At 62.4% G+C, this 16,113-nt stretch carries 17 protein-coding genes; 11 read left to right on the top strand and 6 right to left on the bottom strand.

Annotation, left to right across the window (positions count from 1 at the left end):
- Positions 1 to 152 precede the first annotated feature (152 nt).
- The 6 genes from HQR01_RS00755 (at position 153) to HQR01_RS00730 (ending at position 6,345) form a co-directional block, all read left to right on the top strand.
- Positions 153 to 1,295, top strand: a complete 1,143-nt coding sequence (locus HQR01_RS00755) for a S8 family serine peptidase (RefSeq protein WP_199800347.1) — start codon at positions 153 to 155, stop codon at positions 1,293 to 1,295.
- 135 nt (positions 1,296 to 1,430) lie between these two features.
- Positions 1,431 to 2,591, top strand: coding sequence for a deoxyguanosinetriphosphate triphosphohydrolase (locus HQR01_RS00750; RefSeq protein ID WP_173211901.1), 1,161 nt, complete (start codon positions 1,431 to 1,433; stop codon positions 2,589 to 2,591).
- The gene (locus tag HQR01_RS00745; protein WP_173211900.1) at positions 2,584 to 3,279 is read left to right on the top strand and encodes an NAD(P)H-binding protein; all 696 of its coding nucleotides are present in this window, start codon (positions 2,584 to 2,586) and stop codon (positions 3,277 to 3,279) included. Before HQR01_RS00750 ends, HQR01_RS00745 begins: the two co-directional genes overlap by 8 nt.
- Before the next feature lie 23 nt (positions 3,280 to 3,302).
- A complete protein-coding gene (locus tag HQR01_RS00740; protein WP_173211899.1) occupies positions 3,303 to 4,277 on the top strand; it encodes a bile acid:sodium symporter family protein in 975 nt (324 codons plus the stop codon).
- 3 nt (positions 4,278 to 4,280) lie between these two features.
- Positions 4,281 to 4,730, top strand: coding sequence for an ABA4-like family protein (locus HQR01_RS00735; protein ID WP_173211898.1), 450 nt, complete (start codon positions 4,281 to 4,283; stop codon positions 4,728 to 4,730).
- Between the two features lie 61 nt (positions 4,731 to 4,791).
- Complete coding sequence (locus HQR01_RS00730) at positions 4,792 to 6,345, top strand: fatty acid--CoA ligase (RefSeq protein WP_173211897.1); 1,554 nt, start codon at positions 4,792 to 4,794, stop codon at positions 6,343 to 6,345.
- A 61-nt stretch (positions 6,346 to 6,406) separates the two neighbouring features.
- Here the strand turns inward: HQR01_RS00730 and HQR01_RS00725 are convergent, their stop codons facing one another.
- Complete coding sequence (locus HQR01_RS00725) at positions 6,407 to 6,532, bottom strand: entericidin A/B family lipoprotein (protein ID WP_173211896.1); 126 nt, start codon at positions 6,530 to 6,532, stop codon at positions 6,407 to 6,409.
- A gap of 35 nt (positions 6,533 to 6,567) precedes the next feature.
- Positions 6,568 to 7,491 (bottom strand): DMT family transporter, encoded by a 924-nt coding sequence (locus tag HQR01_RS00720; RefSeq protein ID WP_173211895.1) that lies wholly within the window; start codon positions 7,489 to 7,491, stop codon positions 6,568 to 6,570.
- A gap of 81 nt (positions 7,492 to 7,572) precedes the next feature.
- Between HQR01_RS00720 and HQR01_RS00715 the strand changes: the two genes are divergently transcribed.
- Positions 7,573 to 7,803, top strand: a complete 231-nt coding sequence (locus tag HQR01_RS00715) for a hypothetical protein (RefSeq protein ID WP_173211894.1) — start codon at positions 7,573 to 7,575, stop codon at positions 7,801 to 7,803.
- A 1-nt stretch (position 7,804) separates the two neighbouring features.
- On the opposite strand, the gene HQR01_RS00710 is transcribed toward HQR01_RS00715, so the two are convergent.
- Together HQR01_RS00710 and HQR01_RS00705 are read right to left on the bottom strand one after the other, a co-directional pair.
- On the bottom strand, positions 7,805 to 7,951 hold the full coding sequence (locus tag HQR01_RS00710) for a hypothetical protein (RefSeq protein WP_173211893.1): 147 nt from the start codon (positions 7,949 to 7,951) through the stop codon (positions 7,805 to 7,807).
- Positions 7,952 to 8,037: 86 nt separating this feature from the next.
- Positions 8,038 to 9,552 (bottom strand): CpaF family protein, encoded by a 1,515-nt coding sequence (locus tag HQR01_RS00705; protein ID WP_173211892.1) that lies wholly within the window; start codon positions 9,550 to 9,552, stop codon positions 8,038 to 8,040.
- 300 nt (positions 9,553 to 9,852) lie between these two features.
- Between HQR01_RS00705 and HQR01_RS00700 the strand changes: the two genes are divergently transcribed.
- The 4 genes from HQR01_RS00700 to HQR01_RS00685 all read left to right on the top strand — a co-directional run bounded on the left by HQR01_RS00700 (position 9,853) and on the right by HQR01_RS00685 (position 14,972).
- A complete protein-coding gene (locus HQR01_RS00700) occupies positions 9,853 to 10,209 on the top strand; it encodes a ribbon-helix-helix domain-containing protein (protein WP_173211891.1) in 357 nt (118 codons plus the stop codon).
- Positions 10,206 to 10,586 carry a type II toxin-antitoxin system VapC family toxin gene (locus HQR01_RS00695; RefSeq protein ID WP_173211890.1) on the top strand — a complete coding sequence of 127 codons (381 nt, stop codon included), beginning with the start codon at positions 10,206 to 10,208 and terminating at the stop codon, positions 10,584 to 10,586. The genes HQR01_RS00700 and HQR01_RS00695 overlap by 4 nt, the downstream gene beginning before the upstream one ends.
- Positions 10,587 to 10,601: 15 nt before the next feature.
- Positions 10,602 to 12,425, top strand: a complete 1,824-nt coding sequence (gene glmS / locus HQR01_RS00690) for a glutamine--fructose-6-phosphate transaminase (isomerizing) (RefSeq protein WP_173211889.1) — start codon at positions 10,602 to 10,604, stop codon at positions 12,423 to 12,425.
- Positions 12,426 to 12,605: 180 nt separating this feature from the next.
- Positions 12,606 to 14,972: a putative bifunctional diguanylate cyclase/phosphodiesterase gene (locus HQR01_RS00685; RefSeq protein ID WP_234030206.1), complete on the top strand. Its 2,367-nt coding sequence runs from the start codon at positions 12,606 to 12,608 to the stop codon at positions 14,970 to 14,972.
- Here HQR01_RS00685 and purQ read toward each other — a convergent pair whose 3' ends face one another.
- The gene (gene purQ / locus HQR01_RS00680; RefSeq protein ID WP_173211888.1) at positions 14,973 to 15,650 is read right to left on the bottom strand and encodes a phosphoribosylformylglycinamidine synthase subunit PurQ; all 678 of its coding nucleotides are present in this window, start codon (positions 15,648 to 15,650) and stop codon (positions 14,973 to 14,975) included.
- The gene (purS, locus tag HQR01_RS00675) at positions 15,650 to 15,883 is read right to left on the bottom strand and encodes a phosphoribosylformylglycinamidine synthase subunit PurS (RefSeq protein WP_173211887.1); all 234 of its coding nucleotides are present in this window, start codon (positions 15,881 to 15,883) and stop codon (positions 15,650 to 15,652) included. The genes purQ and purS overlap by 1 nt, the downstream gene beginning before the upstream one ends.
- Positions 15,884 to 16,113 lie beyond the last annotated feature (230 nt).

Below are 16,113 nucleotides of genomic sequence, written 5' to 3'. Positions count from 1 at the left end.
GGGATGCAATCCGTGCTGAGGATGGGGGCTTCCGCTGCGACTTTTCGGCGACACCGGGAATTTTTTAGCCCAAATTAACCATCAACCCCTTGTGACCTCCTTGTCTGGGTCCATGCTGCACCTTCCACTTCATGGGGGAAGGGACTCGCATCATGAAAATTTCCGTCGGGCGTATTGCGGCCGTTAGCGCCGTCGCGCTTGCCAGTGCCGGCTCGGTTTCGACCGGCACGGCCCAATCGACTGCGGCTAAGGGAGCCAAGATCGACAACGCCTATATCTGCGTTTTCAATCCGGGCCTGGTCGCGAAGAGCAATGTTCGGGCTGAAGCCGCTCGGTCGGCCAATGCCGCTGGAGGGCGCGTAGGATTCACCTACCAGAACACCATTCGCGGTTTCTCGATCAATGCGTCGGCCCAAGGCATCAGCAGGATGCAGGCGAACAATCCGCGCATCGCCTATTGCGAGCAGGATCAGCTGATGAGCATCGATGCCCAGGGCAGGGGCAAGAAGCCCGGCGGCGGTGGCGGGTCTCCTCCTCCAGAGACCGATCCCTGGGGTGTCGTGCGCGTCGGCGGTGGCCTGACCGGCATCACCAAGACCGCATGGGTGATCGATACCGGCATCGACTACGACCATCCGGACCTGAACGTCGACACGAGCCGCGCAGCCAGCTTCACGCGCGAAAGCGACGGCAACGACCTTAACGGCCACGGCACCCATGTCGCCGGCATTATCGGCGCCAAACGGGGCAATGGCATCGGGGTCTATGGCGTAGCGCCGGGGATCAAGGTCGTCCCGGTCAAGGTACTGACCCGCAACGGTTCCGGGTCGAACAGCGGCGTGATCGCGGGCATCGATTACGCAGCCGACAATTTTTCGACGGGCGATGTCGCCAACATGAGCCTCGGTGGAGGGTTCAGCCAGGCGCTCAACGATGCGGTAGTAACGGCGGCCGGCAGCGGCCTGAAGTTCGCAATCGCCGCGGGGAATGAGAGCACGGATGCGAACACCCGGTCGCCCGCATCGGCCAATGGGGCGAACATCTACACCATCTCGTCCTTTGCGAAGGGTGACAAGTGGTCGAGCTTCTCGAATTACGGCAATCCGCCCATCGACTATGCGGAGCCGGGTTCTTCGATCTACTCGACCTACAAGGACGGCGGCTACGCAACGCTTTCGGGCACCTCGATGGCCAGCCCGCATGCTGCGGGCCTGCTGCTGCTCGGCGGAATCTCGAATGGCGGACCTGTCAGTGGAGATCCGGATAACAATCCGGACATGATCGGCATCAACTAACCAGTTGGCTGTCGTAACCTGAATGGGCTGCGCGGTATCTACCGCGTGGCCCTTTCTTTTTGCCGATAACCCCCGTGGTTCGCGGTCTGTTCACGTTGTCGGGTGGCGGCCGCTCACCTAAGCCTCGCGCCACCGATGGAAAGAGCCCGCTACGCCGCTGATCCCGCCAAGAGCCGCGGGCGCGAATTTGCCGAGAACCGTGATGGCTCGCGTGGGCCGCGCAGCGAGTTCCAGCGCGATCGCGATCGCATCGTCCATTCGATCGCCTTCCGCCGCTTGCGCTCCAAGACCCAGGTTTTCATCGCGCCCGACGGCGATCACTACCGCACGCGCCTGACGCACAGCATCGAAGTGGCCCAGATCGGCCGGGTGATCGCGCGCGAGCTGGGCCTCGACGAAGATCTGACCGAGGCGCTGTGCCTGGGGCATGACATCGGCCACCCGCCCTTCGGCCATGCCGGCGAGAAAGCGCTTGAAGAAGCGATGGTCCATGCCGGGGGCTACGATCACAACGCACAGGTCATCCGCACCCTGGCGCGGCTCGAGAGCCCCTATTGCGAGCACGACGGGCTCAACCTGACCTGGGAGACGCTCGAGGGATTGGCCAAGCACAATGGCCCGGTTAGCGCCCCTAACTGGGCGCTGGCGCAGGTCGACGAGGCATTCCCGCTCGATCTCGGTGAGTGGAGCTCGCTCGAAGCGCAAGTCGCGGCGATTGCCGACGACATTGCCTATGACAATCACGACATCGACGATGGCTTGCGCGCGGGCTTCCTAGAGCTCGATGACCTGCTCACGCTCGATCTTCTGGCCGACCAGTGGCGGGCGGTCGAGCGGCGTTTCCCGCATGCCAACCGCGATCGGCAGTTGCGCGAGCTCGTCCGCACGCAGATCGGGCTAATGGTCAACGATGTGCTCACCCAGACGCGCGAGCAAGTGAAGGGCATCGGCAGCGTCGATGATGTGCGATCGGCGGGCAAGGCGCTGGCTACCTTCTCGCCCGCGATGCGTGAGCAGGAGCGGCGGTTGAAGGCCTTCATGTACGACCGGCTCTATTGCCACCCCGAACAGCTCGCGACTGCGGAGCGCGCTCGCGATGTTATTGCCCGGCTATTCGTCGCCTATAGCCAGGACGCCTCTACCATGCCGGACAGCTGGCTCGCGCAGATGCCTGCGGGCGAGCCGGAGCGCAGCCGCCATATCGCCGATTTCATCGCGGGAATGACTGATCGGTACGCCATCGACCAGATACGCCGCATCTATGGACGCGCGCCCGAGGGGCTCAGCAATGTCTGAGCCGCTGCGCATCGCACTGGTCGGCGCCACCGGCCTGATCGGCGGTAAGGTGATGGAAGCCTGCATCGGGCGCGAAGACCTGCGGCTGACCGGCATTGCCCGGCGCGAGGCACCGCTGCCCAAGGGTATCCGCATGGAGCTGTTCGTCGCCGAGCCTGATCGTTGGGGCGAAGTGATCGAGGCGGTGCGCCCGAAGGCGGTCATCTGTGCGCTCGGCACGACCTGGAAGAAGGCGGGACAGGACGAAGCGGCATTCCGGGCGGTGGACCAGGACCTTGTTCTTTCGGTTGCAAAGGCTGCCAAGGACCATGGCGTCGGGCGGTTCGTCCACGTCAGTTCGGTCGGGGCGGATTTCGCCTCCAAGACCTTCTATCTGCGGGTCAAGGGCGAGGTGGAGCGCGACCTCGCCAAGCTGCGCTTCGACCGGCTCGATGTGCTCCAGCCCGGACTCCTCCTCGGCAATCGTCCCAATGATCATCGCCCGGCCGAGCGGATGGGCATACTTGCCGCGCCCGTGCTGAACCTCATGCTGCACGGGGGGATGCGCAAGTATCGCGGTATCCGCGCCGAGACGGTGGCGGAGGCTGCGATGTCGCTGGCCAAGCGCGCGGCGCGCGGACGCTTCGTCCATGACAACGATGGGATACTGCGCGCGGCCCGCGCACTGGCCAAGCCGGAGCAGACCTAGGGTTTGTCAGAAGGGGAGGGGGCATGATCGGACTGGCGACACGGCTCTTTGCCTTCTGGACTGTCGCAGGAACGCTTCTCGCGTGGTTCGTCCCGCCGCTGTTCCTGTGGGTGGTCGATGCTCGCTTTGCGCCATTCGGACAGCCATTGGTCAGTGTGATGCTTGGCGTGGTCATGCTGGGCATGGGCCTTTCCCTGACGGTCGAAGACTTCAGGCGTGTGCTGCGATTGCCGAAGGCGGTGCTTGCGGGCGTCGCGTTGCAGTTCACGATCATGCCGCTCGCAGGATTTGCCCTGGCGAAGCTGATGGGCCTTGAGATGGGGCTGGCGGTAGGGTTGGTGCTGGTCGCTTGTTGCCCGGGCGGAACGGCTTCCAATGTCGTGGCCTTTCTCGCGCGCGCCAACGTCGCCCTTTCGGTGACCATGACCATGGCCTCCACCACGGTGGCAGTTTTCGCCACACCCTTGCTGGCAGGATCGCTTGCCGGGGTGTTCGTCGACATCGATCGCTGGGCGCTGTTCCAGTCGATGATAGCGGTGGTTCTGGTGCCTGTGGTGGTGGGTGTTGCCTTGCGGGCGTTGTTGCCCACGGTCACACGCTGGGTCGAACCGATCGCTCCCTTGGTTTCGATCCTGCTCGTCGTGCTGATTGTCGGGGCGATCGTCGCGCGTTCGAAGGACCTGATCAGCATGCACGCCGGCGTTTTGCTGGTCGCCTTGTTCCTGCTCCATGCGACGGGCTTTGCACTGGGCTATGTCCTGACGCGCCTGTTCGGCTTCGACGAGCAGGTCGCGCGCACGGCCAGCATCGAAGTAGGCATGCAGAACAGCGGTCTTGGCTCCACCCTTGCCGCCGCCCCGAGTTTCGCCGCGCAATTCGCCAACCCGATGCAGGCCGCCTTGGCCCCGGTTCCCAGCGCGATTTCGGCGGTCTATCACGTAGTCCTGGGTAGCCTGCTGGCAAGCTGGTGGCGGCGCCGAACGGAGAGAGGGACCTGATCCATGTGGGAAATTGCATTCAGTCTGGCGAATGGCTTGGCGATGATTATGTGGGCGTCGCTGATCCTCTTGCCGCGCTGGCCAGCGTTGCTCGCGGCGACCCTCTACCTCGGTGTGGGGCTGCTGTGCATGGCCTATGCCGTTGGGCTGGTCGGCATCCTGTGGGGCGTGCTCGACCCAGTCGGTGGAGGCCCTTCGGCGAACTTCAGCAGCATCGAGGGGGTCCGGGCGATCTTCGCCAGCGACGGTGGGGTAACCGTCGGGTGGATACACTATCTCGCCTTCGATCTGTTTGTCGGTGTGTGGATTGCCCGCGATGCCGATGCGAAGGGCTTTACCCGCTGGGTGCAGGCACCAATCCTGCTGGCAACCTTCATGGCAGGCCCGATTGGATTGTTCCTGTGGTTGCTGATCCGTGAAAAGCGCGCGCGCGAGCAGGGGCGCTGGGAATAGCTGGTTGCAAGACGCAACCGACATGCCATGATGCCACCCGAGGCTGAAAACAGCGGAGGGGATGAAGGTGGAGAAGCAGCGGCTGACTTTTGACGAGCTGATCGGGCATTGGGCGCAGGAGAAGCCTGATGCCACGGCACTCGAGCAGGACGGCAAGGCGATTACTTTCGCCGAACTGGAGAATCGGACGCGGCGGATCGTGGCGATGTTGGCCGCGCACGGGATCGGCAAGGGCGATCGAATCGCCTGGCTTGGCAAGAACGCCCGCCACTATTTCGAACTGTTCTATGCAGCGGCGCGCGCCGGTATCGTGATGGTCCCCATCGGTTGGCGCCTCGCGGCACCGGAAATTGCCTACATTCTTGGCGACACCGGGGCCAAGGCGCTGTTCATCGATCACGACTTTGACGAACTTGCCGCTCTCTCCTGCCAGCAGATGGAATCGCCACCCGAGGTGATCGACACTCCAACCGCCATGGCAGAGATCGCAGTTGCACCGGCCAATGATTTCGAGCCTGCCGGACCCGACGATGCGGTGCTCCAGCTCTACACCTCGGGAACCACGGGCAATCCCAAGGGTGCAGTCCTGACCAACCGCAACCTCTTCGCGCTGCGCATGCCGGCCGAAGAGGCCGGCCAACCCTGGTCGAAATGGGATGAGGATGAAGCGATCCTGGTCTGCATGCCCTGCGCGCACATTGGCGGTACCGGGCTGGGCATTATGGCCATCGCCGCCGGCATTCGCGGCATCGTGCAGGCCGAATTCACGCCGGCGGGTGTGCTGCAGGCTTTCGAACAAGGCATCACCCGGCTGTTCATCGTCCCTGCTGCACTACAGATGGTGATCCAGCATCCGCTCGCGAAGACCACCGATTTCTCGGCGGTGAAGTATGTCATGTACGGCGCTGCGCCGATCCCGCTCGATCTGCTGCGCGAGGCGGTGAAGACCATGCCGGATGCAGGCTTCCTGCAATGTTACGGCATGACCGAAACCACCGGCACCATCGCTATGCTACCGCCCGATGATCACGTGCTTGACGGCAACCAACGGATGCGCAGCGCGGGCAGGGCGGTTCCGGGAACGGAACTGCGGGTCGTCGGCGAGGACGGGCAGGAATTGCCGCGCGGCGAAGTCGGCGAACTGATCGTCAAGAGCCCGTCGAACATGGCCGGTTACTGGAACCTGCCCGATGCGACCGCTTCCGCGCTGATCGACGGTTGGATGCACACCGGGGATGCGGCCTATATGGATGAGGACGGCTACGTCTATATCCAGGACCGCATGAAGGACATGATCATCTCTGGCGGTGAGAACGTCTATCCGGCGCAGGTCGAAAGCGCGATCTATGGACACCCTGCAGTGGCTGAGGTGGCTGTGATCGGCGTGCCGGACGATACCTGGGGCGAAGCGGTCAAGGCCTGTGTCGTGCCCAAGCCGGGCGCTGACCTGGATCCCAACGATATCATCGCCTGGACGCGCGAGCGTTTGGCCGGGTTCAAGGTACCCAAGTCGATCGACGTCATCGATGTCCTGCCGCGTAATGCGAGCGGCAAGATCCTGCGCCGGGAACTGCGTGCACCCTATTGGGAAGGGCGTGACCGACAGGTCAATTGAACGCCTGAACTGAAAACGCCCGCCACAGCAGGCGGGCGTCCATGCCTTGGAGAGTTGAGCCTCAGGTGACGTCGTCGCCTGCCTGGCCGACCGATTCGATGTCGCGGCCAAGGCCTTTGACGGTATTGCAGGCGGCGGTGCCGAGGGTCATGGCGGCGAGGCCGAGTACGAGCATGATCTTGCGCATGTGTGGTCCTTTCCCGAAGGGCTCGGTCAAAAATACTATTGCGATGAAACGGCCTGTACCTCTCGCGGTTCCCGCTGTCCAAGCCGATGTTCGCGCCATGCGATCAAGATGCCGGCGCCGATCACCAGCGGCGCGCCGATCCAGGTCGTGGCAGGTGGGATGTTGGCGAAGACCAGCCAGCCGAACAGCGTGGCCCAGACAAGGCCTGTGTAGTCCATGACGATCACGCTGGCGACCGCTCCATAGCGCAGCGCGGCAGTCAGCAGCGCCTGGCCCAGCAGCCCGATTACCCCGCAAGCGAGCAGCAGGAGCCATTGCTGGGGCGTATGCGACTTGGCGACGAAGGGCATCGCCAAGGCGAGAACCGGTACCGTGAAAAGCGAGAAATAGAACACGATCGTCAGGGGGTGATCGGTACGCCCAAGGTCGCGTAGCTGGACGGATATCAGCGCAATCATGAAGGCGGCACCCAATGCGATCGTTGCACCTAGCAGCGGCAGTTCATTCCCCCACGGCTGTGCGATGATGGCCACGCCGGCGAAGCCCAGTGCGACGGCGCTCCAGCGCCATGGCCCGGTTGGTTCGCGCAACACAAGCGCCGACAGCAGGACCGCGAAGATCGCCGAACTGTAGTTCAGTGTGGTTGCAACGGCGAGCGGCAGGAGCGTCGCCGCGCCGAAGTTCAGCGCCATGCCGACCAGTCCGAAGCCGGAGCGGCGGGCATGCGATGCCGTCCGCCTGGTTTTCAGCACGTCGAGCTGTCCGCGGAGCGCAAACCACGTGAGCAGGATCGGGATAGTTGGCAGTTGTCGCCAGAACATGATCTCGGCGAGGTGGATGCCGCTCTGGCTGGCGAGTTTTACGCAAGCCAGCAGCGCCGCAAGTACGAAGGCGGAGCACAGGCGAAGCGCCAGGGCGAAGAACGGCCGGTGGTGGGGGTGTTCTCGCGTCGCCATCATATTGCTGGCGAGTAGACGTGTCAGGCGGCGATGCAAGCGAGGAGATTGCAGCCGTCAAAGTGCACGCCCATATGACGCGCCGTGCACATTCCCGACACCATCCGCTTCGCCAGCGAAGCCGACCTGCTCTCACTGTGGGGCGGCCTCTTCCTCTTGCTGGCCGCGACCTGCTCAGTGATGGAACGGCGACGGATGCGGCGCGCGCAGATCAATCGCATCGGTTGGGTACCCTGGATCGGGCTGCTCCTCACCTTCGGCGTGATTGGGTTCGGCCTGCTGGTAATATCCTTGCCGGTCGTACTGACCGACTGACCTAGCGTTGCGGGCGCGGGGCGCGGGCTCGCATTTCGGTCCAGGATTGCATCAGCAGCGCTTCGAAATGACGCTCGCGCTGGAGATCGCGCAGATCTTCGGGTCGTTGCTTGTTCGGGCTGCGGTGCGAGAAAAGTTTCTGAAGCATGACATCGTCCATTCGATGCCATGCTTCTAGCGCGATTCTGTCCGGGATGATTGTAAGGTAACGCCGTATTCCGGCGCCAACTTGCTTTATAGGCAGGCTTCCAGATAGGCTTGGTCGAAGCCGAACTGGCGAGCCTTCTCGAGCGTGTAGGGGCGCAGGCCACTCGAGCGGAATTCGCCAAGGATCTTGCCGTCCTCGCTCTCGTCGAGATACTCGAACTTGAACAGTTCCTGCGTCACGATCACATCGCCTTCCATCCCGATCACCTCGGTGATGTTGGTGGTGCGGCGTGAACCGTCGCGAAGTCGTTTCACCTGAACGATAAGGTCGACCGACTCGGCGATCTGGCGCGAAATTGCTTCCTTCGGGATCTTGATGTCGCCCATCAGGATCATGTTTTCCATACGGCCCAGGCACTCACGCGGGCTGTTGGCGTGGAGCGTACACATCGAACCGTCGTGGCCGGTGTTCATTGCGGCGAGAAGGTCGAAACACTCCGCGCCACGAATTTCGCCCAGGATGATGCGGTCAGGGCGCATACGCAGGGCGTTCTTCACCAGGTCGCCGATGGTAATCGCGCCCTGACCTTCAAGGTTCGGAGGACGCGTTTCGAGCGGCAGCCAGTGCGGCTGCTGCAGGCGAAGTTCGGCCGCGTCCTCGATCGTCAGCACGCGTTCGCCCGGGTCGATCATCTTCGACAGGGCGTTGAGCATGGTCGTCTTACCCGAGCCCGTACCGCCCGAGATGACGACGTTCATCCGGCACGCGCCGGCGATCTTGAGCGCGGTCGCCATCTTTTCGCTCATCGAACCGAAGTCCTTGAGCATGTCGATGGTGATCGGTTTCTCGGAGAACTTACGAATCGAGATCGCGGTGCCCTTGAGCGACAGCGGCGGCACGATCACGTTCACACGCGAACCGTCCTTGAGACGGGCGTCGGCCAGCGGCGTGGTCTGGTCGACGCGGCGGCCGACCTGGTTCACGATGCGCTGTGCGATCTGGAACAGGTGCTGTTCGTCGCGGAACTTGATGCCAGCGAGCTGCAGCTTACCCTTCTTTTCGATGTAGGTTTGTTCGGGCCCGTTGACCATGATGTCCGACACGTCGGGATCATTGAGCAGCTCTTCCAGCGGACCGAAACCGAGCAACTCGTCAACCAGCACCTTTTCCAGCGCGAACTGCTCGCGCCGGTTGAGCGTGACCTTGAGTTCGGCCAGCACTTCCAAGATGATCGGGCGGAATTCTTCGGACAGTTCGTCCTTGGTCAGCGTCGCCGCCGCCTCCGGATCGACGCGTTCGAGCAGGCGCGGTAGCACCTGTTCCTTGATTTTATGGACGCTCGCCTCGAACCCGCCGACCTGCGATTCGCCCGAATGGTCGGTGTTCATCCGGTCATCGAGGCGCGACATGGCGTCGGCGGCGTTCTTGGGATTGGACGTCGGCTGAGGTGCGCTTTCCGCAGGGATCGGCGGGAATTGATCACCACCTTCCGGCGCACTTGGCGCAGGCGCACCGCCACGCATGGGGCGGGCAACACCGAACTGCGGACGTGCACCGGTGGCCATGCCTGCCGGTCCGTTCTTCCGTCCGAATGCGCTCATTCCATTACCCCCGGGGAGATTCTTGATGTGTGCTGCGCCTGTCCAACCGGAAACCGGCGAGACCTGCATATCTTGCAGTGGTGAATAAGTTAGAAACCTTGTTTTTTCCTTAATTCCCACCCAGTCGAGCGGGCCGAAAACTGATCGGCGCACCTCCCGGACACGCGCCCGTAGCCGCGGGCAAGTTAACGTCCGGTCACCATCGGGGCATGGCGAGAGGCGGGATGATCCGGCAGCCCACGACAGTGCTCGAGCCAGGCACCGATTGACACGATATCATGATATGATATCGCAATATCAATGACCCGAATCCTCGCTGACCTTCCCGATGACGATATCAAGTGGCTCGACCGCCTGGCGGAAGAGCAGGGCAAGTCCCGTGCGGCGATCCTGCGTGAGGCGGTCAGCGCCTATCGCGGAGAGAATTCGACCAGCTGGCTTGAGCGCGGCTTTGGCGCGTGGAAACACCGCAGCGACATCGACGATGCCGTCGAATGGCAGCGCCTTGATCGTGCTGCATGGACGCGCCCATGGGACGAGGACTACGCTGACGTGCGCGCCGAGAATACCCAGCCGTTCGACGAAGATGATGATCGCGAACGCGCGAGACATGAGGCCTGGCTCGCCGAACAAGCGCAGGGGCGATCGCGCAAGTGACCGGCTTTACCTTCGACAGCAACATTGTGGTTGATGCCTTGCGCGGCATTCCCGAAGCCCGCTCCGAAATCGAACGGGCCCTGGGCCGCGGCGGCCGGCTCTGGATCAGTCGCGTGGTCTGGCTCGAGGTGATGTCGAAAGGCTCTGGCGAGGTCCTGCGCCGAACGGTCGATTTTCTGTCGGGGTTTGCAATTGACGAGGTCGATGAGCAGATTGCCGAACGCGCCGCGTCGCTGCGGCGTGAACGACCCCAGCTAAGGCTCCCCGACGCCATCGTGCTGGCAACTGCTCTCATCCGGGGCCGGGTGCTGGTTACGCGCAATATCAAGGACTTCCCGGCAGAGATGCCGGGTATCCGCATTCCCTACACTCTCTGACAGGACAAGCATCTCATGTGCGGAATCATCGGTATCGTCGGTAAGGAAGCGGTCGCTGATCGGCTCGTCGATGGTCTGAGGCGGATGGAGTATCGCGGCTATGACAGCGCGGGGATCTGCACCGTGCATGGTGGCGCGCTGGTCCGCCGTCGTGCCGAGGGCAAGCTGACAAATCTCACACGGGTACTCGCTGCAGACCCTGCCAGCGGGGATGTCGGCATAGCCCACACACGCTGGGCAACGCATGGGGCGCCAACGGCGAAGAACGCACATCCTCACGCGACCGATCATGTCGCGCTGGTCCACAACGGGATCATCGAGAACTTCAAGGAACTCAAGGCCGAGCTGACCGCAGCGGGGCGCAGGCTGGAGAGCGAAACCGACAGCGAAGTGGTTGCACACCTGATCTCGATGCAGGTCGAGGCGGGGGCAAGCCCACGCGAGGCCGTGCAAGAGGTCCTGCCGCGCCTCCGTGGTGCCTTTGCCCTGGCCATTGCCTTTCGCGACCATCCCGACCTGCTTATCGGCGCGCGCCGCGGTTCGCCGCTGGTGCTGGGGTATGGCAAGGGCGAGATGTATCTCGGCTCCGATGCCCTGGCGCTTGCGCCCTTGACCCAGCACATCGCCTATCTCGAAGAGGGGGACTGGGTCGTAGTGACCCACGAAAATGCCGAGATCCATGACGAAGCCGGCGAAGTGGTCGAGCGGCCGATCCAGCTATCGGGAGCTTCCGCCGCAGCGGTTGAAAAGGGCAATTACCGCCACTTCATGCAGAAGGAGATCTTCGAGCAGCCCACCGTGGTCGCGCAGACGCTTGGTTCCTACTTGCGTCAATCGGACAATTCGGTCGCGCTACCCCAGTTCGATTTCGATATCTCGGCGATCAAACGCGTTACCATCGTCGCCTGCGGCACCTCCTACTATGCAGGGATGGTCGCGAAATACTGGTTCGAGCAGTTTGCCCGGGTTCCGGTGGACATCGATTTCGCTTCTGAGTTTCGATATCGCGAACCGGTCCTTGAGGATGGCGGGCTGGCGCTGTTCATCTCTCAGAGCGGTGAGACCGCCGATACGCTCGCGGCACTGCGCCATTGCAAGGCGATGGGGCAGACCATCGGTGTCGTGGTGAATGTACCGACCAGCTCGATGGCGCGCGAGGCCGATTTGCTGTTGCCAACCCATGCGGGGCCCGAGATCGGCGTGGCCTCGACCAAGGCTTTTACCTGCCAGTTGGCGGTTCTCGCTGCGCTGGCCGCGCATATGGCCGTGAAGAAGGGGTTGATGACGCGGGCAGAGGAGCAGGAAGTCGTCGGGCATTTGCTCGAAGCTCCTGCAGCGCTCAACGCTGCGTTGGACCATGACGACGATATCGCGTCGATGGCGCACCTAATCGCACCCGCTCGGGACGTGCTCTATCTAGGGCGTGGTCCAGACTATCCGCTCGCCATGGAAGGGGCACTCAAACTCAAGGAAATCAGCTATATCCACGCCGAAGGCTATGCGTCAGGTGAGATGAAGCACGGCCCGATCGCATTGATCGACGAGGCGGTTCCGGTGATCGTCCTGGCACCCTCCGGTCCCCTTTTCGAGAAGACCGTATCCAATATGGAAGAGGTCCGAGCTCGGGGTGGCAAGATCGTGTTGATTTCCGATGCAGAAGGGCTGGAAGAGGCCGGCGAAGGTTGCCTCGCAACAATCGAAATGCCGCGCGTCCATCCCCTGATCGCGCCGCTGGTCTACGCCATTCCGGTGCAATTGTTGGCCTATCACGTCGCCTGCGTGAAGGGGACCGACGTCGACCAGCCGCGAAACCTCGCCAAGTCTGTGACAGTCGAATGACGGCCGACCCGGATACAGTACGCCAGCCGGCCCTGTAATCGCCGCGATGTGTCGTTGAAACTCTTGGTTTTTCGTGCCAAGTCGGGTCAGCTAGTCGCCCTAGCCGTCCCATGAATTTTTGGACCGAAATCGAGCGGAATTTTACGGAGGGATAACCATTGAGGGTTAACCCTGCCGATCGTGAGCGAGTTCGGTTCGGATAATTCGGCGCCAAAGCCGACACTGTCTATCAGGCAGGCTATTGGACTGGATACGCCTGCGGGTACCGATTGGGCCCGCGCGCATGGCTACCAGTACGCGCTTGTTCGAAGTCGGACCAACGTTCGGGCGGCGGCCCATACGCTGGCGTTCCTGCTTTGCATTGGGGCCCTGTGGGGCAACGTCAGTCCGCTACTTCTGACGGCATGGGGTATCGCGCTTCTCTTCGCCGTGCTCATGGCGGTTTCGGAGGACAAGGGCGCTGCTACCGCCGATATCACCCACTACGGTGTGGAGGACATGCGTCGCCATGCCGTTGCATCGGGCGCCAAGGGCGTGGTCTGGGCGATCGCCCTGATGGTTTTCGCCCACGCCGGACAGGGAGACAAGCTGGAACTCGTTTGGAGCATCGCAGCGGTGCTCGTGCTCGCATCGGCAATAAGTCGCTTCAGCGCGCCACTGAGTTCGATCGTCTTTTCCTTCGCGATTGGCGTCGGCGGCTTGGTTGCGGCCCTCGCTACATCGAACGGCACGATGGCTGTGGTTGTCCTGACGACCGTCTTCTTTGCCGTCTTTGGCCTGATCGAGAACGCCCGGGTAGCCGTCGACGCTCGTATCGGACAGGCGGCGATCCAGGAAAAAAGTGAAGTCGTTTCCATGCTGCTGCGCGAGTTCGAGGAGAACCAGGCGGACTGGCTGTGGCAAATCGATACGCGTCGTCGGCTCCAGGCGGTTTCTCCGCGCTTTGCCTTCGCGCTTGGGAAGACCGCCTCGCAACTCGAAGGCATGTCCTTCTTCGAACTGATTGCGGGTACGAATTGGGGCAACGCCGGCAATGGCGAAGGCGTGCGTGAATTCGCCGACAAGTTGAAGCGTAAGGAGCCGTTCTCGGATCTGCTGGTGAGCGTTTCGCTCGAAAACGGGCTCCGTTGGTGGGAGCTATCTGGCACGCCCATCATCGACGAGAACGGGACTTTCCAGGGCTGGCGCGGGGTCGGTTCGGACGTCACCGAAAAGCGCGAGTCTTCGGAAAAGATTGCTTACCTTGCGCGCTACGACACGCTCACATCTCTGCCGAACCGCTTGATGATCAACGAGGCATTGGGCGATGCCCTGAAATACGCCGAGCATTGGCGTACACGCTGTGCTTTCCTGATGGTCGATCTCGACCGCTTCAAAGCGGTGAATGACTCCCTTGGGCACCTCGTTGGCGACCAGATGCTGGCGCAAGTCGCCAGTCGCCTCAAAGGCATGATCCACGAAGGTGAGATTTGCGGGCGTCTGGGTGGGGACGAGTTCGGCATTGTCATCCGCGATGCCTCCGACAAGCGGCGTATCGACACTCTCGCCCGTGCAGTGATCAAACGCCTGTCCGAGCCCTATGAGATCGAGAACCAGATCCTCTATGTTGGCGCAAGCGTAGGCTCTGCAATCGGGCCGCGCGACGGCCACACCGTCGAAGAGTTGCTGCGCAACGCCGATCTTGCCCTCTATCGTGCGAAGGATGCCGGCGGCGGTGAACATTGCGACTATGAGCCTCTGCTTCACGCCAATGCCGAGGAAAAGCGTCGGCTTGAAAACTCGTTGCGCAGCGCGCTCGAGAAGAACGAGCTACTGCTTCACTACCAGCCGGTCGTCGACGCAAAGACGGAGGAAGTCGTCGGCTTCGAGGCGCTGGTGCGCTGGAACAGCAGCGAACACGGCTCCGTAAGCCCGGCCAAATTCATTCCTCTGGCAGAGGATACCCGCCTGATCGTGCCGATCGGTACCTGGGTCCTGCAGCAGGCCTGCAACGAGGCGGCGGCTAGCTGGCCCGAGAACGTGAAGATCAACGTCAACGTCTCGCCCGAACAATTGCTCGAACCGGAATTCGCAACCACCGTGGTGCGGGCCCTTTCACAGAGCGGCCTTGATCCCAAGCGGCTTGAAATCGAAGTGACCGAGAGCATCTTCCTGCGCGATGCCAGCATTGCCCGAAAGGCGCTGGAACAATGCATGGCGCTTGGCTGCTCGGTTGCGCTCGACGACTTCGGCACCGGCTATTCCTCGCTCGGCTACCTGCGCAAGCTCAAGTTCTCGACCATCAAGGTTGATCGCATCTTCGTGCAGGGTGCAGCGCAGCACAGTCCCGAGTCGCTGGCGATTATCCGGGCCGTCGTGGCCATGGCCGACAGCCTTGGCATGACGACAACGGCCGAAGGTGTCGAGAATGATGACGAAGCCGAAATGATCAGGCAGCTTGGCTGCACCAAGATCCAGGGCTTTCACTTCGGGCGTCCGATGCCCGCTGCAGATGCTCGTTTGATCTTCGGCCGCCCGCATGGCGGGCCGGAGCGAAAAAAGGCCTGATCAGGCCTCGACCAGCGCCTTCACCACACTTTCGAACAGGGCGGCACCGTCGGTACCGCCATGCGCTTTATCGACCGCCCGTTCCGGGTGCGGCATCATCCCCAGAACATTGCCGGCATCGTTGAGCACGCCGGCGATGTCGCGCGCCGACCCGTTCACCGACTCCGCATAGCGGAACGCAACCCGGCCTTCGCCTTCGAGCCGATCGAGTGTTGCGTCATCGGCGTAATAGTTGCCATCGTGGTGGGCGACCGGGATGGCGATGGCCTGTCCCGTGTCATAGCCCGAGGTGAATAGCGATTGGCTGTTCTCGACCGTCAGGGCGACCGTCCGGCAGATGAAGTTCTGGCCCGCATTGCGCAGCAGTGCGCCAGGCAACAGACCCGCTTCGGTCAGGACCTGGAAACCGTTGCAGATGCCCAGCACTGGCACGCCACGATCTGCGGCAGCCTTGACCGACTGCATGATCGGGCTGTTCGCCGCCATGGCACCTGAGCGCAGGTAGTCCCCGTAGGAGAAGCCGCCAGGCAGGGCGATGAAGTCGAGCCTGTCGGGGAGCTCGGCGTCGGCATGCCACACGCGTAGCGGGGCAGTGCCGGAAATGCGCTCGATTGCCACCGCCATGTCGCGGTCGCAGTTTGAACCGGGAAACGTGACGACAGTGGCGCGGAAGCTCATCAGGCGGCCTTCTCTATGCGGTAGTTCTCGATCACCGTGTTGGCGAGCAGCTTGCGACACATTTCGTCGAGCGCTTCGTCGCTGGTTCCGTCGGCGACGTCCAGTTCGATCAACCGTCCCACGCGGACGTCCTCGATCCCGGAGAAGCCCAGGCCTTCGAGGGCATGATGCACGGCGCGACCCTGCGGGTCGAGCACGCCGGGCTTGAGGCTGACGTGGACACGGACTTTCATCAATGGGCCTTTCGCTTGCGCGGCTTTGCGCGCGCCTATGCCGCGAAGGAGCCTCGCATTCAAGATGCTCGCGCTCGGCCGTGGTGGATGGTTAAGATCGTGACATATAGGGAACGGCTGTAACTATAGTGCAACAAGTGCAAGAATTCCGTAGCACTGGGATGCGGCGGTGACCCCCTGACCGCGCCACTTTGCTATGCGGGTTGCGATTCAAAGACCGAATCTTTCCC

Source organism: Erythrobacter mangrovi (genome assembly GCF_013260645.1).
Taxonomy (GTDB): domain Bacteria; phylum Pseudomonadota; class Alphaproteobacteria; order Sphingomonadales; family Sphingomonadaceae; genus Qipengyuania; species Qipengyuania mangrovi.
The sequence above is the reverse complement of the archived record's forward strand: the minus strand, read 5'-3'. Positions and strand labels throughout refer to the sequence as shown.